The 15,674-nt window shown below is 47.4% G+C and carries 17 protein-coding genes; 9 read left to right on the forward strand and 8 right to left on the reverse strand.

Going from position 1 to position 15,674, the window contains the following annotated elements:
• Positions 1-343: 343 nt before the first annotated feature.
• Positions 344-1,195: a M48 family metallopeptidase gene (locus QUB70_RS04420; protein WP_332978571.1), complete on the reverse strand. Its 852-nt coding sequence runs from the start codon at positions 1,193-1,195 to the stop codon at positions 344-346.
• A 329-nt stretch (positions 1,196-1,524) separates the two neighbouring features.
• On the opposite strand from QUB70_RS04420, the gene QUB70_RS04425 reads away from it, so the two are divergent.
• Together QUB70_RS04425 and QUB70_RS04430 are read left to right on the forward strand one after the other, a co-directional pair.
• A complete protein-coding gene (locus QUB70_RS04425; protein WP_332978573.1) occupies positions 1,525-2,748 on the forward strand; it encodes an RNA-guided endonuclease InsQ/TnpB family protein in 1,224 nt (407 codons plus the stop codon).
• A gap of 202 nt (positions 2,749-2,950) precedes the next feature.
• A complete protein-coding gene (locus QUB70_RS04430; protein WP_332978575.1) occupies positions 2,951-3,475 on the forward strand; it encodes a DUF4330 domain-containing protein in 525 nt (174 codons plus the stop codon).
• A gap of 70 nt (positions 3,476-3,545) precedes the next feature.
• On the opposite strand, the gene QUB70_RS04435 is transcribed toward QUB70_RS04430, so the two are convergent.
• Genes QUB70_RS04435 through QUB70_RS04445 form a run of 3 tightly spaced genes read right to left on the reverse strand, consistent with a single transcriptional unit; the run spans position 3,546 to position 4,785 of the window.
• A complete protein-coding gene (locus QUB70_RS04435; RefSeq protein WP_332978577.1) occupies positions 3,546-3,698 on the reverse strand; it encodes a hypothetical protein in 153 nt (50 codons plus the stop codon).
• Positions 3,699-3,719: 21 nt separating this feature from the next.
• The gene (locus tag QUB70_RS04440) at positions 3,720-3,842 is read right to left on the reverse strand and encodes a hypothetical protein (protein WP_332978578.1); all 123 of its coding nucleotides are present in this window, start codon (positions 3,840-3,842) and stop codon (positions 3,720-3,722) included.
• A 37-nt stretch (positions 3,843-3,879) separates the two neighbouring features.
• Positions 3,880-4,785: an alpha/beta fold hydrolase gene (locus tag QUB70_RS04445; RefSeq protein ID WP_332978580.1), complete on the reverse strand. Its 906-nt coding sequence runs from the start codon at positions 4,783-4,785 to the stop codon at positions 3,880-3,882.
• Positions 4,786-5,033: 248 nt separating this feature from the next.
• Here QUB70_RS04445 and QUB70_RS04450 point away from each other — a divergent pair, with 248 nt between their 5' ends.
• Together QUB70_RS04450 and QUB70_RS04455 are read left to right on the forward strand one after the other, a co-directional pair.
• Entirely contained in the window at positions 5,034-5,165 is a 132-nt protein-coding gene (locus QUB70_RS04450; RefSeq protein WP_332978582.1) for a hypothetical protein, read from the forward strand.
• Positions 5,166-5,333: 168 nt separating this feature from the next.
• On the forward strand, positions 5,334-5,948 hold the full coding sequence (locus QUB70_RS04455) for a hypothetical protein (protein ID WP_332978584.1): 615 nt from the start codon (positions 5,334-5,336) through the stop codon (positions 5,946-5,948).
• On the opposite strand, the gene QUB70_RS04460 is transcribed toward QUB70_RS04455, so the two are convergent.
• Complete coding sequence (locus QUB70_RS04460; protein ID WP_332978585.1) at positions 5,916-6,875, reverse strand: hypothetical protein; 960 nt, start codon at positions 6,873-6,875, stop codon at positions 5,916-5,918. The genes QUB70_RS04455 and QUB70_RS04460 overlap by 33 nt on opposite strands.
• A 1,021-nt stretch (positions 6,876-7,896) precedes the next feature.
• On the opposite strand from QUB70_RS04460, the gene QUB70_RS04465 reads away from it, so the two are divergent.
• The 3 genes from QUB70_RS04465 to QUB70_RS04475 all read left to right on the forward strand — a co-directional run bounded on the left by QUB70_RS04465 (position 7,897) and on the right by QUB70_RS04475 (position 11,428).
• Positions 7,897-8,808 carry an MBL fold metallo-hydrolase gene (locus QUB70_RS04465; protein ID WP_332978586.1) on the forward strand — a complete coding sequence of 304 codons (912 nt, stop codon included), beginning with the start codon at positions 7,897-7,899 and terminating at the stop codon, positions 8,806-8,808.
• A gap of 235 nt (positions 8,809-9,043) precedes the next feature.
• Positions 9,044-10,258: a bifunctional riboflavin kinase/FAD synthetase gene (locus tag QUB70_RS04470; RefSeq protein WP_332978587.1), complete on the forward strand. Its 1,215-nt coding sequence runs from the start codon at positions 9,044-9,046 to the stop codon at positions 10,256-10,258.
• A gap of 261 nt (positions 10,259-10,519) precedes the next feature.
• The gene (locus QUB70_RS04475) at positions 10,520-11,428 is read left to right on the forward strand and encodes an AAA family ATPase (RefSeq protein WP_332978589.1); all 909 of its coding nucleotides are present in this window, start codon (positions 10,520-10,522) and stop codon (positions 11,426-11,428) included.
• Between the two features lie 199 nt (positions 11,429-11,627).
• Here QUB70_RS04475 and QUB70_RS04480 read toward each other — a convergent pair whose 3' ends face one another.
• From QUB70_RS04480 to QUB70_RS04490, 3 genes are all read right to left on the reverse strand, one after another.
• Positions 11,628-12,836 carry a glycosyltransferase gene (locus QUB70_RS04480; RefSeq protein WP_332978591.1) on the reverse strand — a complete coding sequence of 403 codons (1,209 nt, stop codon included), beginning with the start codon at positions 12,834-12,836 and terminating at the stop codon, positions 11,628-11,630.
• A gap of 391 nt (positions 12,837-13,227) precedes the next feature.
• Positions 13,228-13,479 (reverse strand): type III-B CRISPR module RAMP protein Cmr1, encoded by a 252-nt coding sequence (gene cmr1, locus QUB70_RS04485; protein ID WP_332978593.1) that lies wholly within the window; start codon positions 13,477-13,479, stop codon positions 13,228-13,230.
• Positions 13,480-13,624: 145 nt separating this feature from the next.
• Entirely contained in the window at positions 13,625-13,930 is a 306-nt protein-coding gene (locus tag QUB70_RS04490) for a CRISPR-associated protein Csx3 (RefSeq protein WP_332978594.1), read from the reverse strand.
• A 681-nt stretch (positions 13,931-14,611) separates the two neighbouring features.
• On the opposite strand from QUB70_RS04490, the gene QUB70_RS04495 reads away from it, so the two are divergent.
• Entirely contained in the window at positions 14,612-14,938 is a 327-nt protein-coding gene (locus QUB70_RS04495) for an MgPME-cyclase complex family protein (protein ID WP_332978595.1), read from the forward strand.
• Complete coding sequence (locus QUB70_RS04500; protein ID WP_332978597.1) at positions 14,935-15,672, forward strand: hypothetical protein; 738 nt, start codon at positions 14,935-14,937, stop codon at positions 15,670-15,672. Before QUB70_RS04495 ends, QUB70_RS04500 begins: the two co-directional genes overlap by 4 nt.
• Positions 15,673-15,674 lie beyond the last annotated feature (2 nt).

Consider the following 15,674-nt stretch of genomic DNA (forward strand, 5'->3'; position numbering starts at 1 on the left):
CGACCGAGATAAAAACGCCGCAATTAATATAAAAGTCGCGGGTGGATTGCCTGAGACTAAAAACGGACGTGGAGGACAGAGTAAGACCGCATCTAATGTGGCATCTTCCAGTGAAGCGTCAACCCACCAATTCCCTAAGCAGCTTTCTTTGTTTGGGTAGATTGGAATCCCCCTGATTCATCAGTGGGGAGGATATCAAGAATGGATTTATTTTTTTAACGAACCGCTTTCGACGCCAAGGTCGCCAAGTAAGAAAAGAAAAGAAAAGAAAAGAGAAGAGAAGAGAAGAGAAGACAAGAGAAGACAAGAGAAAAGAACAGAGCGGCCGACTGATTTAAAATTGCTACGACCCCAAAAGCCTGCGGATTTCCAGCCTGTAAGCTGCATTATTCAAACCTTCACCGCTAGCGAGATCCGGGTCCATCGCCTGCCTCATAGCAGCAATCCGATCGGCAGTAGCCGGGTGAGTGCTCAAAATGCTCGGAGGAGAAGGCTTGTTGAGCAGTTTTTTCATAAAATCAACCATCCCAGATTGAGCGTAGCCCGATCGCCCCATTGTTTGCAATCCCAACTGATCGGCTTCATACTCAGCTTGGCGGCTGTGGGGGCGCCGCAAAGCCAGTTCCACCCCAATCTGAACCGCCTGAGATCGATCGAGCCCAGTTGCCGAAGCTACACCTGAAGCGATGGCCATTTGACGCATTTGTTTAATCGCGTGGCGAGCATTAATGTGAGCTATTTCGTGGGCGATCACACTGGCCAATTCTGCCTCATTGTCCGCCGCTGCCATCAAGCCTTTATTCACATAAACAAAACCGCCCATAGTTGCAAAAGCATTAATCGTGTCGTCGTCAATCACTTGAAAAGTATAAGGAATATTCGGGCGAGTGCTTTCCCGGGCGAGTCGTTGACCGATGCGGTTGATATATAATGTAGTGTCGCGATCGCGATCGATCTTAAACTCGCTGTTTGTTAACTGCTGATTAATTTGTCGGCCAATAGTCACCTCTTGGCCATCGGACATATTCGACAATTGAATAACTTGAATGCCCCGAAAAATCAGTTCAGGCAAAGAAAATGCTTGAGTCGGTTCCGGGGAAACCACCCCGATACCCGCAGCCACAATCAGGGACAGAAACAGATAAATCCCCCGGCCACAAGTACGCCGGCAAGTCAACCAAAAACTTTTTAACATGATTGATACGTGGGAGAAGTTAGATAAAATTTGAGGAAAAACCGGAAAAGTCACTCAATAGGCAGACGAAATTTGAGGCTGATTTGTTGCTATTATAGCTTTTTGCTAATTTTTAAGCGGGCCGACAGCTTCCGGGCGATCGGCCTGTCGGCTAACCAACCGCCGTCAACTGCCTTATGCTTTAACTCCTCGCTCCTGTTCCCGCTATAACTGTACCCAGTTTAGTGGCGGGATGAAAGGCAGGGAGATTGTAGGTACGGAAATCTCCAAATCTTTATCTTTGTAGCTGTTTTACTGAAATGTGTATAATACAGTAAGGAGGTAATGAGATGCTGCATACTGCCATCAAGGTTCGACTTTATCCAACATTAGAGCAACAAGCCATACTGTCTCAGCACTTTGGCTGTGCCAGATGGTGGTGGAACTATGCTCTAAATAAGTCAATTGAGACTTACAAAGAAACGGGTAAAAGCCTTGGTCAGTCAGCACTCAATGCCTTTTTACCAAAACTCAAGAAAGCCGAAGAAACACTTTGGTTGTCTGAATGCTACAGCCAAGTTTTGCAAGCAACAACGCTCAACCTCACAACTGCCTATAAAAACTTTTTTGCAGGTCGTGCTAGGTTCCCGCGCTACAAGTCAAAGCATGGTAAGCAATCGATTCAGTATCCTCAAAATATCAAGGTACTTGATGGGTTTGTTCAGTTTCCGGGCAAAGTCGGCAAAGTCAAAGCCAAGCTGCACAGGAACATAGAAGGAACAATCAAAACCGTAACGGTTAGTTTAAATCCTTCTGGGAAATACTTTGCCTCAATATTGACGGAGAGTGAAGGCGACAATCCGACTGTTTCAACGGAAGGAAAAGTAATTGGAATTGACTTGGGATTGACTCATTTTGCTATTACGAGCAATGGCTGCAAAGTCTCTAAGTATGACAACCCTAAGCATCTAGCCAAACACGAGAAAAACCTCAAACGCAAGCAACAAAAACTAGCTAAAAAACAGAAAGGAAGTAATTCAAGGAACAAAGCCAAAAAGACTGTAGCTAAAGTGTACGAACGGGTAACTAAATCCCGTCAGGATTTTATACATAAGCTTTCGAGAAAGCTCGTCAATGAAAACCAAGTTGTCGTAGTAGAGAATCTTAATGTCAAAGGCATGGTACGCAATCACAATTTAGCTAAAGCCATATCTGATGCGGGATGGGGAATATTTGTCAATTTCCTAGCTTACAAGCTAGATAAAAAAGGTGGTAAGTTGGTTGAAATTGACCGTTGGTTCCCCAGATCCAAGCTCTGCTCTAATTGCTATTACCAGATTGATAAGTTACCACTTGATGTTAGGGAGTGGACTTGTCCTAATTGCGGTAATCGTCACGACCGTGATGGTAATGCAGCAACAAATATTAGAGCCGAGGGCATCAGGATACTACAGACGGATGGAACAGCCGTTTTTGCTAGCGGAGGGGAAGTAAGACCAAAGCTTGGACGCAAGTCTGTTCTGAGGCATTCCTCTGTGATGTTAGAAGCCCACACTATAATCGTTTCGATTTAGTGTGGGTAGTTCACGTGCCCCAGTCATGCGGATTTTGGGCGATCGTTGTGGTAATATCTTTTAGCTTCAGGACTTACGTATCAATAAAGTATGTCATTGCCAGCGGTAGCTCAGCAATAGCAGCATCTGTTTTTCATCGATGTCTGTGTAAGTCCTGAGTTTGTAAACATACTCCTGTCGCTATCAGTATAATAGGCGATTTATGAAAATTTTGGATTCTCAAGGCCGGCTGTTCGGCAAACTCAGCATCCTAGACGTAGGTGCCGCTCTCATCGTACTGCTAGTTGCAGTCGGAATCTTCTTCTTTCCCGGCACTTCTGGCGGTTCCGTCGCCCAAGTCGGCAGCAGTGTCAAAACTGTAGAGATTGATGCAATTGCGATCGGTCTCAAAGGGACAAACGTTCAAGATTTGTTCAAAGCAGGCGATAAAATCAATGTGGTGATCCGCAATCAACCCTCCGGTCAGATTACCATCAAATCTGTCAAAACTCTCACCAGAACCATAGCAGTTCCTCAGCCCAACGGCACTCTCAAAGCTCTCCCCGATCCCAGAGAAGAAGAAGCCTTCAGCAAAAATATGATGTTTACCTTAGAGGGAAAAGGTCAACTTACTGACAATGGCCCGGTTTTAGGGAATACGAAAGTCAAAATTGGCACTACGCTAGAGCTTGAAGGCCAAAAGTACATTTTCAACGCCAGCGTCATTGACGTGCGAGTCAAAGAATAGTCAGTAGTCAGTAGTCAGCAGTCAGCAGTCAGCAGTCAGCAGTCAGTAGTCAGTAGTCAGTAGTCAGCAGTCAGTAGTCAGCAGTCATTGCTAATGGGGAAGGGGGAAGAGGGAAGAGGGAATTCATCTTCCTTCTTCCGACGGACATCGGACGGACATCCGTTACATCCGTTACAAAATCCGTTGCCGAACTTCCTTCTTCCGACGGACATCGGACTGACATCCGTTACATCCGTTACATCCGTTACAAAATCCGTTGCCGAACTTCCTTCTTCCGACTGACATCCGTTACATCCGTTACATCCGTTACATCCGTTACAAAATCCGTTGCCGAACTTCCTTCTTCCTTCTTCCATCGGACTGACATCCGTTACATCCGTTACAGAATCCGTTGCCGAACTTCTTCACCCTTGGGAAAGCAGTTTTAAGTATTGCCGAATTAAGCCAATAGTGACAGCGGGAATTTCTAACTGCGGAGTCAAACCTACGTTTTCCAGAGATTGAAAAACTTTTATTGCTTCGGGGTTGAGGTTGGCCAACCGCTGGCCGATATCCGGGCCGGTAAACTGCGATTTTTCTCCCCAAATAATCGCTGTCGGCGTAGTTAACTGAGTGATGTACAGCGACAAATCAAAGCACAAATCTCCCCGCACAAAAGACAGGGCGGCATATTCTGCATTTGGTTCTAAGGCGGATTCGAGGTAAGCGTCTACAATTTCTTGATAAACGCGGCGGGAATCGGCAAATTGGCGCTGTTCTAGGAAGCTGCGGATGCCGCCTTCTGTGGCGATTCCGGTACTGTAGAGCAGTCGGTCTAAAATCGGCGTGTTGACTAGCTTAGCGAAGAAACTGCTGCCGTAATCTTGTCCGAAGTCAGACAAACCGCTGGGTATTGTCAAAATTAGGGATTTGAAGAGATCGGGACGGGCGATCGCAGCTCGAATCGCGATCGCCCCCGTCAGCGAAGAAGCGATCGCATCTGTCGGACTGTCGCAGGTTTTTTCGATAAATTCAATCAAAGTTGTGATATAATCTTCAACCTGATAATTTCTCGGCGGATGTTCCGATCGCCCCCAACCGATTAAATCAGGTGCTAAAATTCGATATTCTGTCGCAAAAGCCGGATAAACTTTCGACCATTCGTAGGCACTAGACCCGCCCCCAAAACCGTGAAAAAATACCAAATTCGGCTTATTTTCCGAAGTTGAGGTCGGCAACCCGATCCAAGGCATTTTTTCAGCAGTGTAGTAAACCATTCTGCCGAGAGAAGTAACTATCGATCGCTGACCGAAACCGAGGGGCACAAGCATAAATAAACCTCAATCGCTGTTAGATGTTTGATTTTTGTCCGCCGCCCCGTCTCTGTTTAAAAAAGGTGTTTAAAAAAAATGTGCAAAGCTGGGGCTGTTTTTGTAAAGATTGAGTAATGATTTAAATCTATCTTAGTACAGGTGCAGCGTGAAACTACAGACAGCAAGTAAGTTTTGCGATTTGGGCAGTTAGGCTGTGTAGTTATCCTCACCCTTGCAAACTACCGCCGATCGGAGATAATAGCAAAATGATGGGTAAGACCCCTCAGCACAATAGAGTTTGTTCGCCAACCCGCAAAGCAGGCGCTCGGAAAGCAGGAGTATTATATCTGGCTTTCAGGCAGTTGGCAGGTTTGCCGACGCTCGCCGATCGCGAATAATTAATTACCATATTTTGCGGAACAGTGGGTTTTGAGGTCGAAAGTCTTTGTTGGAGGGCGAGCGATCGGTTTTCGGCTCGTAATTGCAGCCAGAGGCAATTTCCCTGGCATCGCGGTTATAAATTCCAAAACACAAGAAATAACTCATCTCAGGGAGATCTACTAAAAATGCAACTGCTCAGGAAACGGGATCGCGAGGGTTTTATGGTTGACGCAAAAAGTCTTCAATCCAACGGGTTTGCAGAATTTGATACTGCCTGTCGAAGCATGGATTTAAACGGCAAAAAGTCTTTAGTCGCCACTCCAGAACGATCGGGCTCCGGGTTAGAGGTGCCATCGCGCGCCACCGTACCAGCGATCGTCCGCCTAGCTTTAGAAGACTTAAAATGCTTTGAAGTAGTACAACACCAGTTTGCGCATTGGGGAATGACTTTTTTCAACGCCGTGGCCATCCAACCTTCAAACCCAGCATTTGTCACGGATTCTGGGGCAACAGTGTTAATGGGGGCCCCAAAAAGCGGACTGATAGAAGTAACTTTCAAGCATCCAGTTCGCAGCGTGTCAGGACTCGTCACCAGTTCGCGGCGAACTGTTTTATCTGCTTGCGACATCGACGGGAACCCAATTGTTCAGGATGAAATGCCAGCGCCCAATCTGGCAGGGTCTAATTCTCCGATCGCCCCTAGCGCTCCCCTGCGCGTAAAAGCTCCGAATATTCATCGAATTACTTTTTACGCTTTTGACGGTCAGCTAGTAGTCGATAACTTGATTTTTGGATTTTAAAGCCATGCCATAAGTAGCGTCCCAAGTCTCCAAACCTTCAAGAAGGGCATTGCGGACTAAAGCTTCGGGTTCCCGACTCAGCATCAGGCGAAAGCACTCGGCAGCGCGGGAACGGGCGATCCTCTTCGAGGGCAACGCTTGCGAACTTTTGACGGAACCAAAAGGGCCAAACCCACCGTTATTCACCAAATCGGTCATTTGCCGCACTGCAATCAAACGCTTCACGGGGTCTGCATCAGTCAAATCTGCCAGGATGCGATCGAGCGCCGCTTCATCTTTTGAGGCCCCCAGACTCAACGCTTGCCGCAGCAACAGCCCTGCAATGGCGATCGTGCCCAAATTCTGCAAAATCAGGCTCAAAGCCGTCCAGTGGCTGCTTGAGTCGGCCCAAATCGCCAAACTCATGTAAGCGCCCAAGGTAGCCATGCCACCGGTGCCCACCGCTAAAACGAATCGGCGGTTCGGGCTTTCCCAAAATTGCTCGATTCGCTCCCGCAGCAATTGCCAGTCCCGCGACTGCCCTCGGTAAACCAGCATCATCGCTGCTATCCCCAGGCCTGTGGAAAACAGTAACTGACTGTTCCACCACCCCCAAACTGCTGCCAGGGTGACAACTGCCAGCCAACCTTTCGATCGAGTCAAACGCTCTAGCAGCCACTTGAGCAAGGCGTTAGAAACCACAGGCGATCGGGCCCGATCGGTCTTGCCATCTACCCTCCGGCGCATTTTTTCGGCAGTCCTAGGGCTTCCCGGCGGGCGATCGTGACTGAGTTCTCTCTCTTCTCGGACATCGGTCATTTCTAAGGACAATTCCCGATGGGGGAGCGATTCGAGTTGCAAAGTGCGATCCTCTTCGAGGGCTTCGCTAACGGACACTTTCACGGGCGATCGATTCAGCTTGGTTGTACTTTTTTTAACTTGATTCATACTGACTTTTTTGAGAAATAACTTTAAGTTATCCAGGCGTTTTTAGCACTGATTTAGATTCTCGATCCAGAATATTATTATACTTTATGATATATGAAATTTCAACCGGTGGCGAGTACCGCAACTGCGCCGAATTCCGGAAAATCATTACCAAAAATAGAGCTATTGAAGATAGTTGAGAAAAGCACTACAGGTTAACAGCGAATATTTCTGAATCACTCTTGAGGCCCTTGGGCGATCGTCCTTTGGCCCAAGGGCAAAACCCAAAAAAATTAAAATTTCAGAAATTTGGGGGATTTTGAGTGCGCCAAGAAGTCCGCCAAGAAATGCGCGTCGAAAATTTAGCCTTTGGCCAGGAGGCCAGGAGGCGGCCCCAAGAGTGTCAGATGAGGCTGGACGGACAGCAGCCTCCTGGCGGGCGCTTGAATCGAGACAGAATTGTTTGATAATCAATAGCAGGATCGCTCCTAAACTGCTAAGATTTTTGAATTAATGGAAGCAGCTCAAGTCGGGTAAATTAGCCGTAATTTTGGTAGGGGCGAGTCGCGCCCGATCGGCAATATCAGCCACGTATGGGCGTAAACCCGCCCCGGCATCTGGATATTACGGTCGATCCCCGACCGGACTAGATAGCAGGAAGCCCATCATCGGGGTTCAAACCCGTAAAGCAGCAAGGCAAACAACCCACCGCGCGAGGTCTGTTCGGCAAGTGCGGAGGCTGGAAAAACAGCGGCTTTTGACCAGACTCAGACAGAACTGCGGCCCCAAAGTGTGTCTGCGGAGGTTAGGCTAGTGAAGAGAGGAAAAGAATAGTTACGATCGAGACTTCCAACGTCTAGGTTGTAATTTCTTGCTCAGTTGTCAAACCCAACATTTTTGCATTCTCTGGCAACCGAGACTCTTAGCACTTCCAACAAGTGGGGAACTCGACCGTCAAAGAGCTTGCGTTTGATACTGAAGCCCTTACCAATATGTAAACACCTTACCGATGGCTCGCCGGAACAATCTTGCAGGAAAACCCATGTCTAGTATGCAAAACCAATTCACGGTTCACTTCTGGGGCGTTAGAGGTAGCATAGCGTCTCCCGGGGCAGAAACAGTACGTTACGGGGGCAACACGCCCTGTATAGAAATGCGAGTGGGTGACAGCCGCCTAATTTTCGATGGCGGTACTGGATTGCGGGTTTTGGGACAAACTCTCCTGTCGCAGATGCCCGTAGAAGCTCATATATTTTTTACTCACTCTCACTGGGATCACATTCAAGGATTCCCATTTTTTGTCCCAGCTTTTATTAAGGGCAATTGTTTTCACATCTATGGGGCTGTTGCTCCTCCTCCTAATAAGGCTACTATCCAGCAGCGGCTCAACGACCAGATGCTCCACCCCAATTTTCCGGTGCCCCTGCAAATTATGGGGGCAGACCTGAAATTTAACGATATAGAAGTGGGCGAACCGCTGGAAATTGGGGATATTAAGGTGGAAACTGCTTTGTTGAACCATCCGGGGGAAGCTGTAGGCTACCGCGTGAACTGGCGGGGGTATTCGGCTGCTTACGTGACTGATACCGAACATTTGCCCGATCGTTTGGACGAAAATGTGCTTTATTTGGCTCGGGATGCTGAGGTGCTGATCTACGACGCTACTTATACGGATGAGGAGTATTATGCGGAGAAAACCAGCAAGGTCGGCTGGGGACATTCGACTTGGCAGGAAGCGGTGAAGGTGGCAAAGGCTGCTAATGTCAAAAAGTTGGTGATTTTTCACCACGACCCGCTGCACAATGACGAGTTTTTAGACAAGGTGGGAGAACAAGTGGCTCAAAGGTTCCCGAACAGTTTGATGGCGCGGGAAGGTTTGTCGTTACAGTTGCTACCTCCTGATAACAACGATGTGTCTGAAACGTCGGTGGAACCCCCTAAAGTGTCTGCGTGATGGATTTGAGGTGGCAGATTCAGAAATATTGAGGTCGGAAATCTAAAATTTAAGTTAGGCCTGACCTCACTCAAAGACAGACACAAGCCCCCGGCTTAAGTGGTGGAGAACCAAAAAGTTTAGACTAAAGTTCAAGCTCCCAGATTAATCAGTGGAGTCAAATCTAAAATCTAAAATCTAAAATCTAAAATCGACCGGCGATCGCAATCTGGCTAAGTATGTCAAAATTTTAAGCGTGTGGGTAACTTCTTCTTGTACCGCTGCTCTGACTCCAACTTCTGTTGCCTTGGGAAACTTTGACGGTTTGCACCTAGGGCATCGACAAGTCGTGCAGCCAATTTTAAATCGATCCTCTGGGCCAAATTCTGCGACGGTTGTGGCGTCGGGTCAAAACTTGCGCTCAAACGCTGGCAGAGATGAAAATTTGGAAAGCGAACATCCGGCGACCTGCGACAACGACTCGGCAGCACCGCCCGATAGAGCCGAAAGCCGCCATAATTTCGATGGTTCGATCGGGCAAAAGGCAGAGGGAAACAGCTTCTCTGGTCGCGATTCTGATGGGGTCGATCGGCTTTACGGCACTGTGGTGACATTCGATCCGCACCCGCAAGAATTTTTTACAGGTCAACCGAAAAAACTGCTGACCCCTCTGGCAGAAAAGGTAGAATTGCTCGCAGCAATGGGCGTCGAGCAATTAGTACTGCTGCCGTTCGATCGAGAACTGGCGGCTTTGACTGCTTCTGAGTTTGTCGAGGAAATTCTGGTGCGGCAACTAAAAGCGAGTCGAATTAGCGTGGGGGTTGATTTTCGGTTTGGGCGGGGACGCGCTGGGACGGCTGTGGATTTGCAGTCGATCGCCTCGGGTTACGGTATTGATGTTGCTCTTGTACCCCTGCACAATTGCGGTGAGGGCGATCGGATCAGCAGTTCTGCAATCCGCGAAGGTCTGGCATCCGGCGACCTCAAGAGAGCGAATCAGTTGCTGGGGCGATTTTACAGTTTAGTCGGGACTGTGGTTGGCGGACAGCGGCTGGGTAGGACGATCGGATTTCCTACTGCTAATATCGAACTGCCGCCGGAAAAATTTTTGCCGCGTTTTGGCGTGTACGCGGTGCGAGTCTCGGTGAAACATGGATGGGAAAAGATGAAAGATGAAAGTTCTTCCTATCAGCGGGAAAACCCCAAATCTGTAATCCCCGACACAGCATCAAAGTTATCTTTTGTCAATGGAGTGATGAATGTTGGTTGCCGCCCGACGGTAGACGGCCAGCAACCCACTGTGGAAGTTCACCTGTTAGATTGGTCTGGGGATTTGTACGGTCAAACCTTGAGCGCGAGTTTGGTAGAGTTTTTGCGGCCCGAACAAAAATTCGCTTCTCTCGATGCTCTCAAAACTCAAATTCAGGCAGATTGCGATATTGCTAGAAGCCTATTAGCTGCTAAAGTCTAATAATTATAGTCTTTCTCAGAAAGATGAGGTACGACTGGGCATAGGGCATAGGGCATAGGGCATAAGGCATACCTCACTTTTTTGAGAACCGCTATATGCGATCTAGAACAGCGTCATAGGTTTTAAAAATGGTGCAAAATGAGTCAGAATCAATTTAGTTCTACAAATACGAAGTCCGCAAAGCAAAGACTCAAAATTTTGGCAATCTTGATATCTTTTCAAGCATTAGCAACTAGCAATTAACACTTAGAAATCAGGGATATGAGAGAACATATTGAGCGGCTCAAACAAAATCTAGGCAAGACTATTGTCGGCAAAGCCGATGCTATTCGCTTGGTGCTGGTAGCTGTGCTTTCGGGCGGGCACGCGCTGCTGGAAGACGTGCCGGGTGTGGGGAAAACGCTGCTGGCGAAGTCTTTGGCGCGATCGATCGCTGGCAAGTTTCAGCGGATTCAGTGCACTCCCGATTTGTTACCGACTGATATCACGGGTACTAATATTTGGAATCCTAGCAGCGGGAAGTTTGAGTTTTTGCCAGGCCCAGTTTTTGCTAATGTTTTGCTTGCCGATGAAATCAATCGGGCGACGCCGCGAACTCAGTCAGCTTTGCTGGAAGTGATGGAAGAAAAGCAGGTGACAGTAGATGGAGTTTCGCGGAATGTTCCGGCGCCGTTTTTTGTGATTGCGACTCAGAACCCGATCGAATATCAAGGCACTTTTCCGCTACCGGAAGCGCAGATGGATCGGTTTACTTTGTCTTTGACTTTGGGCTATCCCGCTGCGTTGGAAGAGTTGCAAATGTTGGAACGGCTTTCTGATACTTTTGCTGTTGAAGATTTGCAGCCTTGTATTTCTTTGGAAGAAGTGCAGGAGTTGCGCCGCTTGTGCGCTGCTGTGAAGGTGGAAGGCTCTTTGAAACAGTATATTGTGGATTTGGTGCGATCGACGCGGGAAGATGAGGAGATTACTCTGGGGGCGAGTCCCCGGGGTGCGGTGGCTTTGCACCGGGCGTCGCAGGCTTTGGCGTTTATGGAGGGCCGAGATTATGCGACTCCTGATGATGTGAAATATTTGGCACCGCACGTACTGTCTCACCGATTGATTCCGGCGGGGGGAAGGAGGGCGAAGACGATTGTTGACAAGTTATTGCGATCGGTTCCTATTCCTTAAAAAGATAAGACGGCGGTTGAAACCGCGTCTGCACAAACAAAGCCCGGAGTCGGCGGTTGAAACCGCGTCTACACAAACAAAGTCCGCCTCCGCGGACTGAAGATAATTCGGCGGTTGAAATCGCCTGGTCTTCAACCCGCGGAGGCGGGTTTCGTTTGTATAGACGCGGTTTCAACCGCCCGGTATTTTTATCTTATGATTATTGTTCAATAGATGCTTGAAACAGAGCCACTAATTTCTTTGCCTCTAAATCAACATTGTGTTGTTGAGCAACCCGTTCTGCTCCTGTTTTCCCCATTTGTTCTAGTTTTTCTACAGGTGCTTCCAATACCGCGCGCATTGCTGCGGCTAATGCTTCTGCGGAACCCGGAGGAACTAACCAACCGCAAACACCGGGTTCTACGAGCTCGGGGATGCCAGCAACATAAGTGCTAATTACGGGCCGATTGAGAGCGAGGGCTTCCATAATTACGACGGGCAAACCTTCAGCAAAACTCGGCAATACCATTGCCCGTGAAGCTAAAATCTCTTGCTGAACTCGATCGCCGCTGGCCCAGCCGGTAATTTCTATATGATTTTGCAGGCCGAGTTGCAGAATCTGCTGTTCAATATCCGATCGCAGCGGCCCGTCTCCTACAAGTACCAACTTAAACTCCAAGCCTTCAACTGCTAGCTTGCTAGCAGCTTCTAGCAATAACAAATGCCCTTTTTGTTCGCTGAGCCTCCCAACGCAAGCTAAGCGCGGTGCTGCGGGTATGGGGACGTGCGGGTGAGCTAAAAATGCTGCATCTACGCCGCAGTGTATGACGTGAATTTTTGACCAAAAAGTGCGATCGCACCACCGAAAAAGCTGACTTTTACCGAAGGAACTAACCGCCGCTACAAAGGTCGATCGCTTAATTTTTTCGTCTAAGGAAAGAAGTGTCGCTTTATCGAATTCTTCAGGGCCGTGAACGGTGAAACTGTAAGTCGGGCCGCCAAGCACGCGGCACAACATTGCGACTGTTGTCGAATTTGTCCCAAAATGAGCGTGAACGTGTGCTGTACCGGATTCTGCAAACCAATTTAAAAGAATGCAAGCTTCTGCTAAATAAGCTAGATGCAGCAAAATCCCCCGTTCCGAGTGCCAGCCAACTTTGAACATTAACCGAACAGCTTCGATGAATCGAATCGGTCTAGTTGCCGCAACGCGGAGCAAACCCCACGCTAACCCCTGTACGCCAACTCCTAAGATTACTTTAGTCAATTCTTGCTCTAGTTTGTCGGCTTTGTCAACGAGTTCTGATTCGCACGATCTGATCGAAAAACGTGCGACTTTCATGCCGCAAGTTTCAACGGCGGCCACTTCTCTGCGGACAAAGCTGTGGCTGACTTTGGGATATTGGTTGACTAAATAAGCGATGTTCATGAATGGGGAGAAAATTTATAGTAAAGCTGATATGACTATAGCGCTGTCACATAGAGTAAGGTGTCCCGGAACTCAGACTCTCAATAATTGCCCTATAACTCCGTCTGACGCACCCTACAAGTTGGCAGTCGCGTGACAGTTAGCTTGAGTCCGAGCTTAGATAAGTTTAGCCTTTAATCGATCGAAGTCATTCGATTTTAGATTTTAGATTTTAGATTTTAGATTTTGGAGGCGACCCACGCATAAATTCAGGGGCTTGAGGATTTTAGATTTTAGATTTTGGATTGATTCCACGGATAAATCCGGGGGCTTGTACCATCAAGAAACTCTTGGTCAAGGCATGATTTTGGGTGGAGTTATTTATTGGGTTATGTATCGCTGTGTAAGTTATTTAATTCTCATTGCTAACGGCTTTTTGTGTCTGAACTCGGATAATAACCGTTCCTCCAGCATCATTGTTGCCAAAAACTTTGTTTTCCCATTTTTTGACTTCATCAAAAGTGGTAATGCTAGCGGCGATCGCCCGAAACCAATACCTCAAAGCACCGCGAAAAGCAGGCGGAGGCAACTCCGCTTCTTGTTGATTGGCACCTGCTAGGAAAAGCGGCGTAACTGTTTCTAAATCGAACGTAATTGATGGCATAAAGCTTACCCCCGAACGAGCTTTTTTTAGATTAAAAACTTAGGGAGTTTTGGGAGCGATCGTACGTCTCCCAAAATTATTCCTACTGACTGCAATTACTTTCCCACTCAGTTTTAGTTTCCTCGCTACGCTCACCAGCGAAAAATCAATCAACTAAGTCACCCAGATTATACTCTGGATTGTGAGTAATTGCAATTACATATTTTCCCAACTTCGGATCGAAAACTCCAACTGCACCGTAAAGATGAGAAACTTTGTGAACCAAAACACAAGCTACAGGTAAAGATGCCGGCCCATTAATTTTAATTAGCGGCCCTCCTGACAATTCGCCTGAATTATTCATTTCATCCAACCTAGCTGCCGCATCTCGCACAATTTGGTCATTTTGACCAGGCTCTCCAAATCCAACTTTTAATACTCGATCCTGAATCTCTATCTTGTAAGTAGTCATCAGCTCTTCCCATTTGCTCTACTCAATTATCGCATTCTATCGGAAAGCCCCCCTTCCGATATCCGCTACTCTATAAAAAATAATATAACTTCACCAAAAAACAGCGAACTTCCGACTCTAGAAACAGTCAGACTTAAACTACAACCAGACACCAAGCAATAAGCTGTGTTGCATCTAGATTGCCTGTGGTATTAGAGAAGGAGAGGGGGAGAAGGGGAGAGGGGGAGAGGATTTGACGATTTTCGATCGGGACTCGAAATATACAATTTAAATGCACAACAGCTTACCAGTCGCGATCGAACTTGCAGAATTTTGCATCTACAAATCATACCCACGGCGGTTGAATAAGCCCTATATAACCTTGGTAACTGGTAATTATTCAGCGTGCAAGTGAACTCGCCGCCAATAACTTTCCCAAGGCTGGATCAAGTTTCGGCAAAGACAATAATTAAAATTATAGCAAATTATATCAGACTCTGTAAATTTTGCAACATTTATTCTTTAAGTAGCTCTGCATCTAGCCAAAATGACAGCAAATAATGTAAAGTAAACGGCACAAGAGTTGAGAGTTGCGATCGCCCGCGCACTCCCGCAACTCGGCCAATCTGCCTCTAAGCCAGCAAAACCCGCGAGTAGAGGCGACACTAACCGTTAATCAATAACCCCTAACCAGCAACAAAAATGTCAAAATACTACTACGTTTTAGCCAGCCAACGCTTTTTGCTAGAAGAAGAAGCCCTAGATGAAGTGTTTAAAGAAAGAACTCGCAACTACAACGAACAAGAAAAACAGATAGACTTCTGGTTGGTCAAACAGCCCGCTTTCCTAGAATCACCGACAATGGCAGAAGTTAAAGCAAAATGCCCTCAGCCAGCCGCCGCTATTATTTCTACAGATCCTGTCTTCATTACCTGGTTAAAACTGCGATTAGAATATGTACTGACAGGTGAATTTCAAGCACCATCAGAAACTATTCCCGATGCCCTCGCATCCCTACAGCCAGCATGAACCAAATATCGAAATATCCCACAAAACAACTAACAAAAATTAGGGGGAAATTGTACAAAGGTGTTGTCTCTCTCCCCCTATTTTCTGCTACCTCGATCGCCCTTTTAGTCTTGACAATTTTATCGAGTTCTGTTAAAGCTCAATCGAGCTGCGAACCGCCCCAGTCCGATGAATATTTACTGTTAATTGTCACCCGAACACCCGAACAGCAAGAAAGAGCAAAACGCTCTTTCCCCGGAAATACTAACAACACAGTTTGTCGGTACATCAACGACACGGTGACGCGGGTTGGTGGCTTTCGCGACTCGCAAATCGCCGGCGATTGGGTTAAATACATCCAAGATGTTGTCGGATTGCAAGCTTACGTAGTACGATCGCCCGCAGCAGCATTACCGCAAAATTTGCCAGTCTACGATCCTCAGCCAGCCACCTCTCCCATACCAGCCCCCGATCGCCCAAATGACAGTTTCGCCTTTAATCCGCAACCTCTGGGCCCCGGTTATGCAGTGTTGGTAGATTACTTCAATCAACCGGAATTAGCCGCCCAAGTCAAGCAAGTATTGGGTACGCAAGTAGGCTTAGCTTCCTACGGCCAGCGTCCCTTTTTATTCGTCGCTTATACAACGGATCAAAACGCCGCTACTGCTGCTGTAAAAACATTGAGCGATCGAGGTTTTTGGCCGATGTTAGTAGACAGCCGCCGAGTTACCGTAATTGCTCCTGCTGTTCGGTGAAA

The organism is Microcoleus sp. A003_D6 (genome assembly GCF_036702825.1).
Taxonomy (GTDB): domain Bacteria; phylum Cyanobacteriota; class Cyanobacteriia; order Cyanobacteriales; family Microcoleaceae; genus Microcoleus.

Excerpts from the sequence above, each read along its gene's own strand:
- QUB70_RS04420 (WP_332978571.1), bottom strand. The coding sequence starts at position 1,195 with ATGTTAAAAAGTTTTTGGTTGACTTGCCGGCGTACTTGTGGCCGGGGG.
- QUB70_RS04425 (WP_332978573.1), top strand. The coding sequence starts at position 1,525 with ATGCTGCATACTGCCATCAAGGTTCGACTTTATCCAACATTAGAGCAA.
- QUB70_RS04430 (WP_332978575.1), top strand. The coding sequence starts at position 2,951 with ATGAAAATTTTGGATTCTCAAGGCCGGCTGTTCGGCAAACTCAGCATC.
- QUB70_RS04435 (WP_332978577.1), bottom strand. The coding sequence starts at position 3,698 with ATGTCAGTCCGATGTCCGTCGGAAGAAGGAAGTTCGGCAACGGATTTT.
- QUB70_RS04440 (WP_332978578.1), bottom strand. The coding sequence starts at position 3,842 with ATGTCAGTCCGATGGAAGAAGGAAGAAGGAAGTTCGGCAACGGATTTT.
- QUB70_RS04445 (WP_332978580.1), bottom strand. The coding sequence starts at position 4,785 with ATGCTTGTGCCCCTCGGTTTCGGTCAGCGATCGATAGTTACTTCTCTC.
- QUB70_RS04450 (WP_332978582.1), top strand. The coding sequence starts at position 5,034 with ATGATGGGTAAGACCCCTCAGCACAATAGAGTTTGTTCGCCAACCCGC.
- QUB70_RS04455 (WP_332978584.1), top strand. The coding sequence starts at position 5,334 with ATGCAACTGCTCAGGAAACGGGATCGCGAGGGTTTTATGGTTGACGCA.
- QUB70_RS04460 (WP_332978585.1), bottom strand. The coding sequence starts at position 6,875 with ATGAATCAAGTTAAAAAAAGTACAACCAAGCTGAATCGATCGCCCGTG.
- QUB70_RS04465 (WP_332978586.1), top strand. The coding sequence starts at position 7,897 with ATGTCTAGTATGCAAAACCAATTCACGGTTCACTTCTGGGGCGTTAGA.
- QUB70_RS04475 (WP_332978589.1), top strand. The coding sequence starts at position 10,520 with ATGAGAGAACATATTGAGCGGCTCAAACAAAATCTAGGCAAGACTATT.
- QUB70_RS04480 (WP_332978591.1), bottom strand. The coding sequence starts at position 12,836 with ATGAACATCGCTTATTTAGTCAACCAATATCCCAAAGTCAGCCACAGC.
- cmr1 (WP_332978593.1), bottom strand. The coding sequence starts at position 13,479 with ATGCCATCAATTACGTTCGATTTAGAAACAGTTACGCCGCTTTTCCTA.
- QUB70_RS04490 (WP_332978594.1), bottom strand. The coding sequence starts at position 13,930 with ATGACTACTTACAAGATAGAGATTCAGGATCGAGTATTAAAAGTTGGA.
- QUB70_RS04495 (WP_332978595.1), top strand. The coding sequence starts at position 14,612 with ATGTCAAAATACTACTACGTTTTAGCCAGCCAACGCTTTTTGCTAGAA.
- QUB70_RS04500 (WP_332978597.1), top strand. The coding sequence starts at position 14,935 with ATGAACCAAATATCGAAATATCCCACAAAACAACTAACAAAAATTAGG.